The following is a 16,973-nucleotide window of genomic DNA, read 5'->3' on the forward strand; positions in this document are numbered from 1 at the left end:
AGAGAGGCTGCGGCATGTCGAGAAATCCTTCCCGGAATAACCGGATATCTCGATCAGGACTTGGGCTCGAAGCCCGCCAAGGCTAGGAAAGGCCGCACATCGGTATTGACGCGAAGCAAATAGGGCTTGTTCTTCAAATCGAAGGCCAGCATTTCCGGCTCTTTGCCGCGGCAGTAGAACAGAAACACTTCCTGGACCTCGAAGCCGGCCTTCTCGAGCTGCACCTTACGCACTTCCTTGAGCGGGATCCGGAACACGTAGCCGCAGCGGTCGTCCGGCGTGAAGTTCGGCGACATTCCTTGGACATCGTGAAGCCATTGCCGGGCAACGGCCTGGAATTCGGCCGAATTGGCCAGCGTTCGGACGACCTGGCCGGCCGCTACATCAAAAATCTGAACCGGGCGCGCTCCTCCCGAAGATAGGGGAGGAAGCGGTTTTGAAGCTTCCGGAGACGATGCTGGCGCCGCCGCCAAGGCGGTCCCGCCAAAAAAGGCCATCACGGCGAGCAGAGCGATTGCGGCGAGGCTTGACGGTCGGAACATGGGATACCTCCATTGGTCTCTTCCAGTTAAAGGGGATGCCTTTAAGCTGTCCAACTTGACAGACTTCCATGAGGAAGTATCATAGAAAAGACAATTTGAGGCGGCCCTGCCGCGTCCGGAGGTACCAGCCCATGGAGAAATCTTCTGCCAAACTTCGCATCGCCCTTCTGCAAATTCCCGTGCATGCCGGTGATCCCGAAGCCAATTACCGTCTCGTCGAACAGCGACTGCGCGAGGCTTCGGAGCTGAGTCCGAAGCCTGATGTGCTCGTGCTGCCGGAAATGTGGAATACAGGCTACGCCCTTCAGCAAATTCAGGAACTGGCCGATCCAGGCGGAGCCCGGACACGCAAGCTGATCTCGGATTTCAGCCGAAGCACGGGCATCCATGTCGTCGCCGGCTCGGTCGCCGAGAAGCGAGGCGAAGAAGTCTACAACACGGTCTACGCGTTCGGCCGCGACGGCCAAGAGACCGGCTCCTATTCGAAAATCCATCTTTTCCGCCTGATGGAGGAAGAAAAGCATTTGTCCGCAGGAAGCGAGCCGGGACTGTTCCCTCTCCAGGATGAGCAGGCCGGCATGATGATCTGCTACGATATCCGCTTCCCCGAGCTGGCGCGCAAGCTTGCCTTGTCGGGCGCCAAGGTGTTGTTCGTGCCGGCCGAATGGCCGCATCCGCGCCTGCATCACTGGAGAACGCTTCTGACGGCACGCGCGATCGAGAACCAGATGTATGTGGTCGCCTGCAACCGGACAGGAGCGAGCGGCAAAGACGTCTTCTTCGGCCATTCGATGGTGATCGATCCATGGGGTGAGATCCTTGTGGAAGGCGGGGAGGAGGAGGCCCTCCTCGTGGCCGACATCGACCTCGGCCTCGTGGACGAGGTGCGCACTCGGATACCCGTATTCGAAGACCGCAGGCCTTCCCTCTACTGACGGAATCCTTCCTTGTAATGCTTGCTTACCGCAGCCTTCATCGTATCGATGAAGGCTTCCGCCGCTTTCGACAAGTAACGTCCCTTCCGGCTGGCGATGACGAGCGTTCTCGAAGGGCTTCCTTGAATGGAGCAATAGCTCGGCATGAATTCGCTGCGCGCTCCGCGGGCGATCATGTCCGGGATGAACGCAAGCCCCATACCGGCCGCCACGAGGGATTGCACGGTCTCGATATTGCTGCTTTCAAAGACGATGCGCGGCTGGAAGCCGGCGCCGGCGCACAGATCGAGCGCGATCTGGCGGAAGCCCTGGCCTTTCTTCAACACGATGAAGGGCTCCTCCGACAGCGTCTCGAGGCTTACGGGAGCCTTCTCGCCGGCAAGGCGGTGGCTGGGCGGAACGGCAAGGGAGATTTCTTCCCGGATGAGCGGCTGATAGACGAGCGTGGAATCGATCAGAGGCAGCGACAGGAGGCTGATATCCGTCTGTCCGCTGGCGGCCAGCTGCTCCAGCTTGGCCGTCGTGTCCTCGACGAGGACGATTTCGATCTCCGGATAGGCGGCTCCGAATTCCGGCAGCACGATAGGGAGGATATGGGAGCCGGTGATCGGAAGGCTGCCGATGACGAGCCGGCCTCGTTTCATATGAGCCATATCCTCCATCTCCGTCCGCAGCTGCTCGATGCTGCCCAGGATGGATTGGGCTTTGTCGACGAACACTTCGCCGGCATGGGTAAGCTCGACGGAGTTCGTCGTGCGGCGGACGAGCAGGACGCCGATCTCCTTCTCCAGCTTGGACAGCTGCTGGCTCAGCGAAGGCTGGGCGATATGGAGCTTTTCGGCGGCCCGGGAAAAATTGAGTTCTTTTGCGATTTGAATGACGTATTGCAGCTGGCGGAGCTCCATTTGCTGCCATCCCCCTTTGATTATTATCTATACCTATAACTATTATAGATATTATATCTTGGAACAATCAAGGAAAAGCAGGTATGCTGGATTCAATCATTAACGGCAGTGAAATGGCAGTCTACTGAACTTATACGGGGTGATTCGCATGGCGAAGCGTACAATGTTTGAAAAGATCTGGGACAATCACGTCATCCATTCGGAAGAAGGAAGCCCGAGCATCATCTATATCGATCTGCATCTCGTGCATGAGGTCACTTCCCCGCAAGCGTTCGAAGGCCTGCGCCTCTCGGGACGCCAGGTGCGCCGTCCGGACCGGACGTTCGCGACGATGGACCACAACGTGCCGACGAAGGACCGCTTCAACATCAAGGATCCGATCTCCAAGCAGCAGGTGGACACGCTCACGAAAAACTGCGAGGATTTCGGCGTCAAGCTGTTCGACCTGAACAACATCGACCAAGGCGTCGTGCACGTCATGGGACCGGAGATCGGCCTGACCTGGCCGGGCAAAACGATCGTATGCGGCGACAGCCATACGTCGACGCACGGCGCATTCGGAGCTCTCGCGTTCGGCATCGGCACGAGCGAGGTCGAGCATGTGCTGGCGACCCAGTGCCTGCAGCAATCCAAGGCCAAGACGATGGAAATCCGCTTCGTCGGAAGCCGCCGTCCCGGCGTCACCGCGAAGGATATGATTCTCGGCCTCATCGCCAAGTACGGCACGGACTTCGCGACCGGTTACGTTTTGGAGTATACCGGCGAATCCATCCGCAGCCTGAGCATGGAAGAGCGCATGACCGTCTGCAACATGAGCATCGAGGCAGGCGCCCGCGCCGGACTGATCGCTCCCGACCAGACGACGTTCGACTACTTGCGGGGCCGGGAATACGCGCCTCAAGGGGCGGATTTCGACAAAGCGGTCATCGCCTGGAGCGACCTGGCTTCCGATGAAGGCGCCGAGTACGACACGGTGCTCGAGTTCGACGTCGACGCCCTCATACCGCAAGTAACCTGGGGCACGAGCCCGGGCATGGGCACCGACATTACGGCTGCCGTTCCGAATCCGGCGGAGCTCCCGACGGAGAACGAGCGCAAAGCGGCCGAGAAGGCGCTGGAATACATGGATCTGAAGCCGGGCACGCCGATGGCGGAGATTCCGATCGACTATGTGTTCATCGGCTCCTGCACGAACGGCCGCATCGAGGATCTGCGCGCCGCGGCCGAGATCGCCAAGGGCTACAAGGTCAGCGACCGCGTGACCGCGATTGTCGTGCCGGGCTCCGGCCGCGTCAAGATGCAGGCGGAGAAGGAAGGGCTGGATGCCATCTTTACGGAAGCCGGCTTCGAGTGGCGCGAGGCGGGATGCTCGATGTGCCTCGCGATGAACCCGGACGTGCTGCAGCCGGGACAGCGCTGCGCCTCGACGTCGAACCGCAATTTCGAAGGCCGTCAGGGACGCGGCGGACGCACGCATCTCGTATCCCCTGCCATGGCGGCCGCGGCTGCGATCAAGGGCCGCTTCACGGACGTGCGCGACTGGAAGATCAATCAGGAAGTGGCGAACTAGAAGTCAGGCGCCTGCCTAGAAAAGGGGAGTACCGAACATGCAAGCATTTGAGACCTTTACGGGCATCGTAGCCCCCGTCGACCGCGTCAACGTGGATACCGACGCCATCATCCCGAAGCAGTTCCTGAAGCGCATCGAGCGCAGCGGCTTCGGCCAGTATTTGTTCTATGAGTGGAGATTCGACGAAGAGGGCAACGTGAACCCGAACTTCGAGCCGAACAAGCCGCGCTACAAGGGCGCTTCCGTGCTGATTTCCCGCGCCAACTTCGGCTGCGGCTCCTCCCGCGAGCATGCTCCCTGGGCGATCCAGGATTACGGCTACAAGGTAGTCATTGCGCCTTCCTACGCCGATATCTTCTACAACAACTGCTTCAAGAACGGCATTCTTCCGATCAAGCTGAGCGAGGAGCAGGTCGAGGAGCTGTTCAAGCGCACCGCTGCGACCGAAGGCTACGAGCTGACTGTGGATCTGGAGAACAAGACGATCGCGGACAATCAAGGTCTCCGCATTCCGTTCGAGCTCGACGAGCACAGACGCCAGTTCCTGCTGCAAGGACTGGACGACATCGGCCTGACACTCAAGCATGCGGATGAAATCACCGCTTACGAGGAGCGCCGCCAAGGCGCATTCGCTTAAAGCCGGTCCGGAGGCGTCCGAATGGCCAGGCGGCCGTGTCTGTCAATGAACGGCCCGTTCTTATTGACTACAACCCTTTCGGCGATTCCCAGCAGACACCGGAACCAATGTCCTGCATAAGCGTGGACTATGGACCATAGAGGCTGTCCCATCCGTCATATCATGACTAGGGACAGTCCTTTTTTTGTTTCGGCAGACGCAAAGAAACCGGCTCTAATGGAAATGGCCGCGCGGCCTGCCATTCCAGAGAGACGGTTTCCTATCCATTCCAGCTACTGTGAATCACCGATGAAGCTGTCGGACAAGCCTGGCAGCAGATCTCGTCAAGCCCTGATATAGAACACAAGCTCGCGGCCGTTTTTTTTCGGCTCCATTTCCATCTTGTAGCCATGCTTGACGACTTCTTCAGGAACGTTCCGGAACGAGGCTGGACAATCGGCTACCACCTGCAGCAGCTGGCCCTTCTGGAGCCGGGTCAGCGTTTCCAGCGTATAGATGACCGGATAAGGACAGGATTCCCCTCGGACATCAAGCGTATAGTCAACGGTTGGCGGTTGTTTTTGCGACATGGGCGGCCGCTCCTTTCTTGAAGCCGTTTTTGAACCGGTAATGCTTCTGCCAATACACGGCGACGATGAACGCGGCCGCGAGGACGATCAAGGTTGCTGCAAGCGCCGCTCCCGGCCCCATGGCATCGATGAGGCTGATCTTGGAGCCGCTCTTCACAAGCGCGTTGTAGACGCCGAGATGGTCCCACGCGTATGCGAGTGCGCCGGCGCCGATGACGTTGCCTATGAATACGGGCAGGAAGACGATCTGGCCTTCCATGAGCCGATACATCATGCCCGTCTCGCAGCCGCCGGCCATGACGATGCCGAGGCCGAACAGCATCCCGCCGACAAGGGTGCTCAGCCCGGCTACCTTCGTAATGGGCTCCATGCCGTTCAGCAGAATGATGGCGAGCGTTGCAACGGAGCTGACGGCCATGCCCACGATGATGGCTTTGGTCATCGTGGCGCGCCCGCTGATCCACAAGTCGCGGAACGCCGAGGTGAAGCAGATCTGGGCGCGTTCGATCAGGATGCCGAACAGGGCGCCGAACAGCGCGGCGACGCCAAGCATCTTATGTCCGCTGGCAAAGAAATAAACGACCAAGCCCGCATAGCCTGCTGCTGCGGCGCCTCCTAGAATCGGCTGAACGGCCGAAGGCTTCGCGGCCTTCCGGGCGATCGCGCCTTTCGTTACGGCCGGCTTGCCCTTCCACCAGGACATGCCCACCAGCTTGGCTCCCAGGAAGGTGCCGCCAGCCGTGGCGATCATGAACATCCAGGCATGGAGCGAGAATTGGGGCACGCCGGTGAAGAAGGCGGCCAGGTTGCAGCCGAGCGCCAGCCGGGCTCCGAATCCGGCTACGATGCCGCCGGTGAACGCCTGCAGCCAGCGGCGTTTTTGCCGAGGCACGGTAATTTTGAAGTTGCTGTTCAGAAGCACCATAATGAGGGCGCCGGCGAACATCCCCCATACGATCCAGCCGTCGGTGCGGGTAAAGGTCGTCCCTTTCATGCCGATAAGGTTGAAGTAGGCCCAGTTCGAGACATCGGCCCCGAACAGCGCCATCACATGCCCTGCGAGCCGCGTGAACTCGCCCGTGACCGCCCACACCGTATGCGTGATTCCAAAATACAGCGCGCTGAGAACGCCGGCCAGCGCCATGACGAGATAGGGATTCCAGTAGTTCTGAAACAGCTTTTCGTAGAATGATTTCATTTCCATTTCCTTTCTCCTTGTCTGATTCAACTTATTCTACTATAAATACCGGGAAGCGTGGCCAGTAGAACAAACATAAAACTCAACTAAGGAGGGATCGTCATCTTGCCGGAGACAGCAGCCGAGAGCCTCGCCATCCGCTTCATGACCTACAATATCCAGCATGGAATGGGAATGGACGCATCGATAGACATCGAGCGGACGGCAGCCGTCATTGCCGATGCCGGCCCGGATGTCGTTTTTCTTCAAGAAGTGGACCGATTCGTGTCCAGGAGCGGCGGAGCCGACCAGATCAAGCGACTGGCAGAGCTGACGGGTCTCCCTCATGCAGAATTCGGCCGGTCCATCGATCTGGATGGCGGCGAATACGGGAACGGAATCCTGTCGCGCTATCCGCTTCGGCGGCTGGCGCTGCTGGAGCTGCCCGGGGAGGAGCCCCGCTCCGCGCTGGTGTGCAGGGCGGAGCTTTCATCCGACCCGGAGGCCCGGCAAGAGCTTCATTTGATCGCAACCCATTTGGATTACGGCAGCGAGCGCTGCCAGCTGGATTCCGCGCTGTCAATACGGCAAGCCTCCAAGCTGTGGCGCGGAGCTCCCGCTGTGCTGGGGGGAGACTTCAACGCCATGCCAGGCAGCAGCGTGCTGCAGGAGCTGCAGAACGGCGAATGGAGGGCCGCTCCGGGAGGACTGGGAATTCCGACTTATCCTTCAACCAAGCCGCTCTGCCAAATTGATTACTTGCTCCTCAACCATTCGGCCCGATGGGGAGAGACATCGGTGCAGGCCTGGACGGAAAGGGAGGCTTCCGACCATTTGCCCCTCATTATGGACACTGTTCTCCATTTCTGACCCCCGTCTTAAAAGAGAAAGCCTCCGCCCGGAAAGAGGAGAAATAAAAAATTGGCGAATGGACCCAGAATTTGCAACATTATCCGATGGAATGCGTCTACTTCTCTGTTCGGCATTCAAGCCCGAGACAAAGAAGCAGCAGGCTTGAAGGACAATCCAGATACATGAGGTGGAAGATGAAGAAAACAGCAACGCTGCTGGCGCTGGCAGCCATGCTCCTGGCATCGGTTCCGGGACATTCCTCCGCTGCGGCGAAAGCTCCCAAGCTCTATTTGGACGGAACGGAGCTGAAATCGGCCGGTCCCAGGATAGAAAAGGATACGACCTATATTCCCATCCGGACGGTCGCCGAAGGAATGGGCTTTGACGTCGATTGGGACAAGTCTTCCAAAAAAGTCGGCATCCATAACGGCATGAGCGCCATAGAGCTCACGATCGACAAAAAGACGGCGCTGGTGAACGGCCAGGAGGCTGCGCTTCCGGTTCCGGCGCGGATCATGGGGACGCCGGCAAGCGCGTCGACGATGGTGCCGCTCCGTTTCGTCAGCGAGAATATGGGCCTCACGGTTTATTACGACGCTCCAGCCAAATCCGTGTACTTATACCAGTCCTATGCGGCTGAAAAGGGAGAGCAGGCTCCGGCGGACAGCCAGAACGGCACTCCTCAAGGCGGGGCCGCTTCCGGTCCGGGTTCCTCGCAGCCGGGAGGAAGCGGGTCTTCAGGCCAGGCGGGAGGCGGCTCCGGATCGACCGCGACTGCCGCAGGCTCCGTCACCTCGATCCTCTATGACGGAATCGGCACGACAACGATAGCTTACCAGGGCACCGTTGCGGCAGCGGAACCGTTCCTCATGACGGGTCCGGACCGGATCGTCCTGGATATGCCGGCTTCCTCGTTCGCGGACTCGTTCGGCATCCAGGCCGGCTCCAGCCAATCCGGCGAACTGACGGTGGACGGACCTCTCTTGAACAAAATCAGATATGCCTATTTGACGGATCAGCCGACGACGGTCAGGGTGGTATGGGATGTCGCGCCAGCGGTCACTTATACCCTCCTCAAATCCGAAGGCTTGATCGAGCTGAGCCTGCTGGGGGCGGGGGAGACGGTTCCCTCCGCTCCCGCGACTCCTTCCGGCGACCGCATCTATAAGGTCGTCATCGATGCGGGCCATGGAGGAAGCGCGCCCGGGGCGATAAGCCTATCCGGCAAGCTGGAGAAGACGTTCAATCTGACGGTTGCTCTCAAGCTGAACGCTCTGCTCGCCGCCGAGCCGCGCATTCAGCCGATCATGACGCGTACGGACGACGCAACCATCGATTTGAAGCCGCGAGCGGAATTCGCCAACCGGCTCGGCGCCGACCTCTTCCTGTCGATCCACGCGAATTCCCTGGAAGTACCGAACACCGCTACGGGAACGGAAACCTATTATTACCGGCCTGACAGCAAAGCGCTGGCGGATATCGTGCACAAGCATCTCATCGCCGCAACCGGCTTGCCCGACCGGAAGGTGAAGACGGCCGCCTATGTCGTCATCAAGGAAACGGCGATGCCGGCCGTGCTTACGGAATCGGGATTCCTGACCAACCTGAGGGACGAGGCCGTTCTGTTCGACGAGCAGAGCCAGAACCGGATCGCCCAGGCGCTGGCGGACGGAATCAAGGAGTACCTGGGATTGTATTGATAGTTGGAGCGGAGCCGGTTCGCCATCGGTGTCTGCATGCATGGCTTCAAGGCGACGACAGGACGTCCCCAGGCAGGGGACGTCCTGTTTGGTTCGCGGAATGAATCATAGGGGACCTTCAAAAGTCAACCCTTTTTGACGAAAAAAAAGGTGGCAAGGTTCCCTTTTTTTCGCAACTTTGCTTGGCGAACGGCGTCTAATTTTCTGCCTGACTTCATGACAGCGGAGCCGCCGGCTGCGTGAAGGAAGGGTCAATCCAGGTTCTAGAGGTGAATGATGAAGAAAGCTGCAATGATGCTGGTGTTTTTGGCTCTGTTCGTAACCGCGTTCGCAGGATCCGCATCCGCCGCCTCGAAGACTCCCAAGCTGTATTTGAACGGCCAGGAGCTTCAGTCGGCATCGGCGCCCCGCATCGAGAAGGATACGACGTATATTCCGATTCGGACGGTAGCCGAGGGGATGGGTTTTGACGTCAATTGGGACAAGGCGGCAAAGCAGGTAAGCATACATAACGGCAAAAGCATGATTGAGTTGACCATCAACAAAAAGATTGCTACGGTAAACGGCCTTTCGGTCGCATTGCCGACTCCTGCCAAGATTATGGGTGCTGGCTCGACAAGCACGACGATGGTTCCGCTTCGTTTCATCAGCGAGAACATGGGGCTCGAGGTCTACTACGACTCTCCGTCCAAGTCCGTGTATCTGTATCAGAACGATGCTTCCTCGGGCAATGGATCGGGCGGCGCAACGCCATCCCCGGCTCCAACGCCTACCCCGACGCCGACCCCAACGTCGACGCCAGGCAGCGGAGGGACGGGAAGCGAGACTCCGACACCGACTCCGACGCCGGGCAGCGGCGGCTCTACCGCGCCGGCCGACGCAACGGGACTGGTCACGTCGATCAAGTACGACGGAATCGGAACGACGACGATCGCCTACACAGGCACGGTCGGCGATGCGCAGCCGTTCCTCATGACGGGACCGGACCGGATCGTCATGGATATTCCGGCAGCGTCGTTCGCGGCCGACTTCGCCAACGGCTTCACGGCGACGAGCGCCAAAATGGGGGAAGTGGTCGTCGACAGCCAGCTGCTGACGAAGGTCCGCTATTCCTATTACTCGGACAAGCCTTCCACTGTGCGGGTGGTCTGGGATCTTCAGGCTGCTGCCGAGTATACGGTAACCAAAGGCGAGGGCACGATTCAGCTGAGCCTGCTCGGCGCGCTTGAACCTGTGCCGACGACGCCGACGACTCCTTCGGGGGACAAGATTTTCAAAGTTGTCGTCGACGCGGGCCACGGAGCCCATGATCCGGGAGCGATCGGAATCAGCAAGAAGACCGAGAAATCCTTCAACCTGGCCATCGCTCTCAAAGTGAATGCCCTGCTGAAGGCCGAGCCTCGCATCCAGCCGATCCTGACCCGCTCGGACGATACGTTCATCGCGCTGGACGAGAGGGCCGCAATCGCCAACAGGCTGAACGCCGACCTGTTCATCTCCATTCACGCGAATGCCCTGCCGGGGTCTTCAGCCTCCGGCACCGAAACCTACTACAACCGGGCGGACAGCAAGACGTTCGCCGACATCGTCCATAAACATCTTCTGGCGGCTACGGGACTGCCGGACCGCAAGGTCCAGACAGCCGGATTCGTCGTCATCAAGAAGACGACCATGCCCGCCATCCTGACGGAATCCGGATTCCTGACGAATTCGAAGGATGAAGCGATCCTGTTCAACGAGCAGAAGCAGAATGAGATTGCACAAGCTTTGGTAGACGGCATCAAGGAATATTTGAAATTGAGCTGAGGAGGCTTGAGCGCCTATGAATCGACGCATGAACAAGACAGCGGTGCTCTTGACCGCCGCCGCGATCGCTCTGAGCCTGTCGGCTTGCGGAGCAAGGGAAACGGCCGGCCCGGCCGCTGGAGCTTCCGGCAATGCGGGAGCATCCGAGCCGGCTGTGGTCTCTCCATCGCCATCCGCAGCCCCTGCTCCATCGCCGGCAGCTGCCGAGGGCAGCGGCGTGGGCTCGAGCGCAGCAGGCGGCAAGGGTTCCGTCAAGGAGTCCGACAAGGTGAAGAAGGAAATCTCGGTCTATCAGACCGACGATCAGCTGCTGGAGCTGAAGGCCGTCAAGGCCGAGATCAGCTACGGCAGCGCCGAGGAGAAGCTTGAAGCCGCTCTGGAAGCGCTGGCCGGAGACGACCGCGAAGGAACGATCTCCCTGTGGAAGGGAGTTCAGTTCAAAAAGGTGACGCTCAAAGAAGGTGCGGCAACCGCCGATATCCACATTCCGGACGAGTCGCGTCTCGGAGGAGCCGGCGAGGAATTCGCGCTTGAGGCGATCCGCAAAACCGTATTCCAGTTCGATGAGGTTCAAACCTTCGATCTTCTGGTGGACGGCAAGGCTGCCGAAACGCTCATGGGGCATATGGAGCTTGAACATCCGATGAAGAAAAGCAATCCATAATCGATCATCCATACTTGATGCTAAGGGAGAGACGGGAAATGCATCGTTCGCCATCCTATCATATCGCTACGGGCATGATCGCCCTCTCCCTCCTGGCAGGAGGACCGGCCGCTGCAGCTGCAGCGGCTTCTTCTGCTTCAGGGGGGACGGCAGTATCTGCAACCGCGCAATCATCGTTTTTTGCCGATGTCAAACCAGGCCATTGGGCGGAAAAGAGCATCGTCAAGCTTGCCCTGCAGGGAATCATCGTGGGAGAAAACGGCAATTTCAGACCTGCAGCCAACGTAAGCCGCCAAGAAGCGGTCGTGATGGCTCTGCGGTTTATGGGCAAGGAAAAGGAAGCCGACCTGCAGCAGGCGGTCATCTTCCCGGAATCGTTCAAGGTGAACAATTACTATAAGCCTTACATAGCGCTGGCCATCAAGCTCGGCCTGCTTGAGGAAACGGCGGAGTTCAAAACGGCGGAATCCGCCAAAGGCGAATGGGGAAGCTCTCCCGCATCGCGCGAGTGGCTGACGAAGCTGATCGTGAGGGCCGCAGGCAAGACAAGCCTGGCGCAGGAGCTTGCTTCCCGAGCATCCGCTTTCCAGGACGGAGCTTCGATCGGCGCCGGTTATGTCGGCTACATCAATGCAGCAGGCTCGCTCGGCATGGTCACGGGCGTCACGCCGACGCAGTTCCAGCCGGCGGCAGCCGTCAACCGGGCGCAGGCGGCCACGCTGTTCAGCAGGGCGCAGCAGGTCGCTCCTGTCGCTTACCCGGGCGAAACCGGCGGCATCCTCACGGCGATCAACGGGGCCAGCGTATCGGTGTATACCGATCAAGGATTACAAACGTTCAATCTGGCGGCGGATTCCCGCTTCTACCGCTTCGATTCGGATGCTTCGCTCAAATCGTCCTCGGAGCTGACGCTGTATACGCATGTCCGCATTTTGGGCGGAGGGATGGATGCGCTCTACGTTGAACAGACCGATCCGGACCAGCAGGTCAAGACGATCGAAGGCGCCGTGTCGAGAGTCGTGGCGGCGCAGAACAAGATCTGGCTGTGGGTCGGCGACAATCCGGTCGAAGTCCAGTACGATTCTTCTCTGGTCGTCAAAAAAATGGACGGAACGAAGCTGGGACTGGCCGATCTGACGGTGGACAGCCAGGTTCAGGTGAAGGAGGATGCCTTCCGGGACAAGCCGCTGGCGCTTGAAGTCATCGTGAAGTCGGCGCCGGTATCGAAGGACGGCTCCGGAACCGTGGCTGCGGCCGGCAACGGCGCGCTGAGCCTCAAGACGGCCGCCGGAGCCGACGAGACATGGACGGCTTCTTCCAGCCTTGCCGTCATCGGCTGGGACGGCAGAGTGCTCGAAGGGGGCCTCTCCGGATTGAAGGCGGGCGATGCCGTCACCTATACAGTGAAGGACAGCGTGCTCGTATCCGTCAAGGTGACGACGGCAGGAAGCGCATCCGTCCAAGGAAAGTTCAGCAACATCAGCGACGGCATCCTGACGGTGCTGGCAGGCAATTCGCTGCAGTCCAACTATTTGTCCGAATCGGTCACTCTGGTCATTCCGGGCGTGGAGCAGCCGGTGCTGGGCGATCTGTACAAGGACGACCAGCTTGAGCTTGCCCTCGATGCCGGAGGCAAGGTGACGAGCATCAAGGTGACGAACCGCTCGCTCAGCACGCTGACGGGAGCGGAGATCCTCAGCTACAGCAGCGATCAGAAGATTGACGGTCAAGGGAACGAACGGCAAGCTGGCCGCCTTGCAGTTGTCGGACAAGACCAAGTTCGAAATGAACGGAACGACGCTCAATCTGGCCTCGGCCGCTCCTCTGCTCCGTCAAGGACAACGGGTTACGGTCGGTTATTCCGGCAGCGATGCGATGCTCGTGCGGGTCGTCTACCAATATACCGGCTCCGTCGTTCTGTTGAATACGGCCACCAAGACGCTTGCCTTGTCGCTGGATGACGGCTCGTCGGTGACGCTTCCATTCGATTCTCTCGGAGTGGAGTGGTACGGCCGCAGCGGAACCGGCATAGCCGACATCAAGAACGGCATGCGGGTGACGGCGCTCCTCGACGCCAGCCAGACCAAGGCGGCTGCGCTGCGCGTCAACCAGAATGTCCAGTATAAGATCACGACGGTCGACCCGGCAGCCAAAGCGCTCTCGCTGCAAGCAGCCGACGGAAGCCGGACGACGGTCGCTGCCGGCAGCCTTGTCCTCAAAGGAACGGACGGAAGCGCTCTGGCATTCACAGGCTTCGCGGCGGGACAGACGGTCAACGTGACTTATGCAGGCAGCACGCCGACAGCCATCTCGCTCGTCAGAGTGACGTACGGCAAAATCGCTGCGGCCTCTGCCGACTCCATCACGCTGCAGGAATACGGCGGCTCAAGCCAGACGCTTCCGCTCGGAAGCGGCTTCTCCATCGTCAAAGGAGGAAGCGCGGGATCGAGCGCTGCGGCTCTGGCTGCAGGAGACCGCGTTGAAGTGAAGAAAAATGCCGACGGTGCGGTCGTCGTCACGGTCAATGCCGGAGTGGCCAAAACATTCTGGAAGGTGGATGCCGCAGCCGGCCAGCTTCTGATGAGGAAATCGGGCGTCAACGACAACGATTACCGCTTCGCATATACGTCATCCACGCTGATTACGGCAGGCGGCCAGCCGCTTGCAGCCGAGTCGCTCAAGGACGGGGACAGCATCGTTCTGTATCTGTTCGAAGGCAAGCTGCTCGAGGCTGCCAAGGCATGACGCTCATGGCGGTTTGATGAATTATTGAAAAAAAGACCCCTCGCGGGGTCTTTTTTTCGTCCATAGGGGTGATTTCCGGTTGCATGGAGCGTGGATATTCGCTAAACTTTGAACGATAGTGCAACTAGGGAGAGTTAATGACCATGAAGGCTTCGGATAAGATGCGGCGCATTCTGGACACGATGGCCGAGATGTTCCCGGATGCCCATTGCGAGTTGAACCATGCCAATCCGTTCGAGTTGACGATTGCCGTCCTGCTGTCGGCCCAGTGCACGGACGAGACCGTGAACCGGGTGACGGCAGACTTGTTCCAGAAATACCGTACGCCCGAGGATTACCTGGCCGTCGATCTGGAGGAGCTGCAGCAGGATATCCGGCGCATCGGACTGTTCCGCAACAAGGCGGCCAACATCCAGAAGCTGTGCCGGATCGTGCTGGAGCGCTACGGAGGGGAAATCCCCGAGCAGCATGACCAGCTGACCGAGCTTCCCGGCGTCGGGAGGAAGACGGCCAATGTCGTCGTCTCCAATGCATTCGGCGTTCCCGCCATCGCGGTCGATACTCATGTCGAACGGGTATCAAAGCGTCTCGGCTTGGCCAAGCAAGAGGATAGCGTCCTTGAAGTCGAGAAGAAGCTGATGCGCAAAGTTCCCCGGGAGGAATGGACGCTAACGCATCATCGGTTCATCTTCTTCGGCCGGTACCACTGCAAGGCGCAGCAGCCGAAATGCGACATCTGCCCGCTGCTCGACATGTGCAAGGAAGGCCAGCGCCGAATGAAAGCTGCGTGCACGACAACGAAATCCGCAGCGGCTTCGAACAAGCGAGCCGCCGCTTCCAACCCCCTGAGCAAAGGATGATGAAACGATGAAATGCATCAGCGTATTCACGAATGATTTTGGCCTGTTCTCCGATATTTACGAGCAGGTCATGGAATCTCCTCCGGGAGAGAACGAGGATCTCGTCATCGAAGGCGTAACGGTGAGCGGCTCCGGCGATCTGCCGGCCCAATACCTGGAGCGCATGCGCCAGAAGCCTGAAGTTGTCGTGATGCGCGAGAAGCAGCGCAACATTACGATCCTTCAGCACGGCAACGTGTTCGAAATCTGCATTCCGACGGATGAGGACGACGAGGCTCCGGCGGTATAAGCAGGGAGATGCTCCGAATCAAGTGAACAAGCAGCCGTCCTTGCGTTCAAGGGCGGCTGTTTGACGTATCCGGCCTAGGCTCGCAGAGGTGCTCGTCTCCATTATGAGGGCAGAAGAGCTGCCTTCGCGGCTGTGCAACGGATAGCGAATAGGGAGATCGCCCGAAGCTTGGGCCGCTCCGATCAGAGGAAGACAGGGAGAGAGAAGCATGAACGGACTACAAGAGAGCAACAGGACCGCGGCGGCGGACCGCGAGGCGGCATTGGCCCGGGCTGCGGCCAGCCTGCAGGCCGGATTCGACTCCGCAGGAGACGATGGCAACGCGCAGCGGGCGGAGCAGCTGTCCGCCAAGCTGGAGAGCGGGCTGCTTACGGTCGCTTTTTGCGGCCACTTCTCCGCGGGAAAATCGACGCTTGTGAATGCGCTGTGCGGGAAGCAGCTGCTGCCGTCCAGTCCGATCCCGACGAGCGCCAATGTCGTGTCCATCCGCAGCGGCGAGCCGGCACGCGCGATCATCCGGGCGCTTGCAGACGGCAAGGAGACGACCTTCGAGGCGGATCCGCTGCGTCTGGACGACTACTGCAAAAACGGCGAGGAGTTCATCTCCGTCGATATCGTTTATCCGATTCCCCGTCTGGGCTCTTCGACCGTTCTTCTGGATACGCCGGGCATCGACTCGACGGACGATGCGCACCGGATGGCGACGGAGTCGGCCTTGCATTTGGCCGATGCGGTGTTCTACGTCATGGACTACAACCACGTCCAGTCGGAAATCAACTTCGAGTTCGCCAAGGGATTGAAGGATTGGGGCAAGCCGCTCTATCTGATCGTCAACCAGATCGACAAGCACCGCGAAGAGGAGCTGCCGTTCGAGGAGTACCGGAACAGCGTCGAGGAGGCTTTCCGCAGCTGGCATCTGGAGCCGGCCGGCATACTTTACTTGTCTCTGAGGGAGCCTGAGCATCCCGGCAGCGAGTTCGCTTCCCTCGAAGGGCTGCTGAAGGAATTGGCGGAGGAGCGCGAGGAGCTGTCGCAATGGAGCGTGGACGCCTCGCTGCGCCATTTGGTCCGGGCTTCGCTGCGCTCGGCCGCCGAAGAGGAGGAGGCGCTGCGGCAGAAGCTTCAGGATGAAGCCGGCAGCGAGGAGGAAAGGGCCGTGCTTGCGGAGAGGATCGCGAGCCTCGAGGCCGAGGCGGAGGAAGCGGACAACAGGCCGGCTGCCCTGGAAGCCTCCTTGAAGGCCGATATCGTCAAGCTGCTGGACAACGCCAGCCTGACGCCGGCCGCCACGCGCGATCTCGCGGCCGAGTTTCTGGACAGCCGCAAGCCGGGCTTCAAGACCGGCTTGCTGTTCGCGGGCGCCAAGACGGCTGCGGAGCAGCAGCGGCGCGCAGAAGCGTTCCGCGATGACCTGAACCGCCAGATCCAGGCGGCTGCCGTATGGCATCTGGGGGATTTGCTCCGCAAGGCAGCCGACGAAGCCGGCCTTGCAGGGACGGAGCGCGAAGCATGGGAGCATGCGCTCGAGGAAGGGCTCAGCTGGCGGCCGGACATCGATTGGCTGGCCGGGCGCGTGAATACGGGAGCCGTATTCGGCGGCGAGTATACGCTGGTTTATACGCGCGAAGCGGCCGCGGAAATCAAGGGCAGGCTGCGCCGCGCCGCCGTCGAGGCGGCCGAAGCGCTCGCCGCCTGCGCTGCGCCGGCCGCTGCCGCTGCGGC

Annotated in this window: 16 protein-coding genes; 12 read left to right on the forward strand and 4 right to left on the reverse strand. The window is 59.9% G+C overall.

The features are described from left to right. Positions 1-53: 53 nt before the first annotated feature. Positions 54-542: a hypothetical protein gene (locus VE23_RS03025; RefSeq protein WP_049867258.1), complete on the reverse strand. Its 489-nt coding sequence runs from the start codon at positions 540-542 to the stop codon at positions 54-56. Between the two features lie 131 nt (positions 543-673). Between VE23_RS03025 and VE23_RS03030 the strand changes: the two genes are divergently transcribed. Then, entirely contained in the window at positions 674-1,477 is an 804-nt protein-coding gene (locus VE23_RS03030; protein WP_048749252.1) for a carbon-nitrogen family hydrolase, read from the forward strand. On the opposite strand, the gene VE23_RS03035 is transcribed toward VE23_RS03030, so the two are convergent. Beyond that, positions 1,471-2,382, reverse strand: a complete 912-nt coding sequence (locus VE23_RS03035) for a LysR family transcriptional regulator (protein WP_048749254.1) — start codon at positions 2,380-2,382, stop codon at positions 1,471-1,473. The two genes, VE23_RS03030 and VE23_RS03035, sit on opposite strands and share 7 nt — an antisense overlap. 148 nt (positions 2,383-2,530) lie before the next feature. On the opposite strand from VE23_RS03035, the gene leuC reads away from it, so the two are divergent. Both leuC and leuD read left to right on the forward strand, forming a co-directional pair. Then, complete coding sequence (gene leuC, locus VE23_RS03040) at positions 2,531-3,952, forward strand: 3-isopropylmalate dehydratase large subunit (RefSeq protein WP_049867259.1); 1,422 nt, start codon at positions 2,531-2,533, stop codon at positions 3,950-3,952. A 37-nt stretch (positions 3,953-3,989) separates the two neighbouring features. Continuing rightward, positions 3,990-4,589, forward strand: a complete 600-nt coding sequence (gene leuD, locus VE23_RS03045) for a 3-isopropylmalate dehydratase small subunit (RefSeq protein ID WP_021879364.1) — start codon at positions 3,990-3,992, stop codon at positions 4,587-4,589. 323 nt (positions 4,590-4,912) lie between these two features. Here the strand turns inward: leuD and yedF are convergent, their stop codons facing one another. Together yedF and yedE are read right to left on the reverse strand one after the other, a co-directional pair. Next, positions 4,913-5,158, reverse strand: coding sequence for a sulfurtransferase-like selenium metabolism protein YedF (gene yedF, locus VE23_RS03050; RefSeq protein ID WP_049867260.1), 246 nt, complete (start codon positions 5,156-5,158; stop codon positions 4,913-4,915). Continuing rightward, the gene (gene yedE, locus VE23_RS03055; protein WP_049869613.1) at positions 5,130-6,356 is read right to left on the reverse strand and encodes a selenium metabolism membrane protein YedE/FdhT; all 1,227 of its coding nucleotides are present in this window, start codon (positions 6,354-6,356) and stop codon (positions 5,130-5,132) included. The genes yedF and yedE overlap by 29 nt, the downstream gene beginning before the upstream one ends. 105 nt (positions 6,357-6,461) lie before the next feature. Here yedE and VE23_RS03060 point away from each other — a divergent pair, with 105 nt between their 5' ends. From VE23_RS03060 to VE23_RS26925, 9 genes are all read left to right on the forward strand, one after another. Further along, on the forward strand, positions 6,462-7,205 hold the full coding sequence (locus VE23_RS03060; protein WP_049867261.1) for an endonuclease/exonuclease/phosphatase family protein: 744 nt from the start codon (positions 6,462-6,464) through the stop codon (positions 7,203-7,205). 176 nt (positions 7,206-7,381) lie between these two features. Beyond that, positions 7,382-8,887: an N-acetylmuramoyl-L-alanine amidase gene (locus VE23_RS03065; RefSeq protein ID WP_049867262.1), complete on the forward strand. Its 1,506-nt coding sequence runs from the start codon at positions 7,382-7,384 to the stop codon at positions 8,885-8,887. Between the two features lie 273 nt (positions 8,888-9,160). Beyond that, positions 9,161-10,693, forward strand: coding sequence for an N-acetylmuramoyl-L-alanine amidase (locus VE23_RS03070; RefSeq protein WP_049867263.1), 1,533 nt, complete (start codon positions 9,161-9,163; stop codon positions 10,691-10,693). A 16-nt stretch (positions 10,694-10,709) separates the two neighbouring features. Next, the gene (locus VE23_RS03075) at positions 10,710-11,357 is read left to right on the forward strand and encodes a GerMN domain-containing protein (protein WP_021879358.1); all 648 of its coding nucleotides are present in this window, start codon (positions 10,710-10,712) and stop codon (positions 11,355-11,357) included. Between the two features lie 38 nt (positions 11,358-11,395). Next, positions 11,396-13,318, forward strand: coding sequence for an S-layer homology domain-containing protein (locus VE23_RS03080; RefSeq protein ID WP_049867264.1), 1,923 nt, complete (start codon positions 11,396-11,398; stop codon positions 13,316-13,318). After that, on the forward strand, positions 13,233-14,102 hold the full coding sequence (locus tag VE23_RS03085) for a hypothetical protein (RefSeq protein ID WP_049867265.1): 870 nt from the start codon (positions 13,233-13,235) through the stop codon (positions 14,100-14,102). The genes VE23_RS03080 and VE23_RS03085 overlap by 86 nt, the downstream gene beginning before the upstream one ends. Positions 14,103-14,245: 143 nt before the next feature. Beyond that, positions 14,246-14,962 (forward strand): endonuclease III, encoded by a 717-nt coding sequence (gene nth / locus VE23_RS03090; RefSeq protein WP_048749349.1) that lies wholly within the window; start codon positions 14,246-14,248, stop codon positions 14,960-14,962. A 7-nt stretch (positions 14,963-14,969) separates the two neighbouring features. Beyond that, the gene (locus VE23_RS03095) at positions 14,970-15,251 is read left to right on the forward strand and encodes a hypothetical protein (RefSeq protein ID WP_021879354.1); all 282 of its coding nucleotides are present in this window, start codon (positions 14,970-14,972) and stop codon (positions 15,249-15,251) included. Between the two features lie 208 nt (positions 15,252-15,459). Further along, on the forward strand, positions 15,460-16,973 hold a 1,514-nt coding region (locus tag VE23_RS26925; protein WP_198156127.1), incomplete at its 3' end, for a dynamin family protein.

Source organism: Paenibacillus sp. D9 (assembly GCF_001188365.1).
In the GTDB taxonomy this organism is placed as follows: Bacteria; Bacillota; Bacilli; order Paenibacillales; family Paenibacillaceae; genus Paenibacillus_O; species Paenibacillus_O humicus.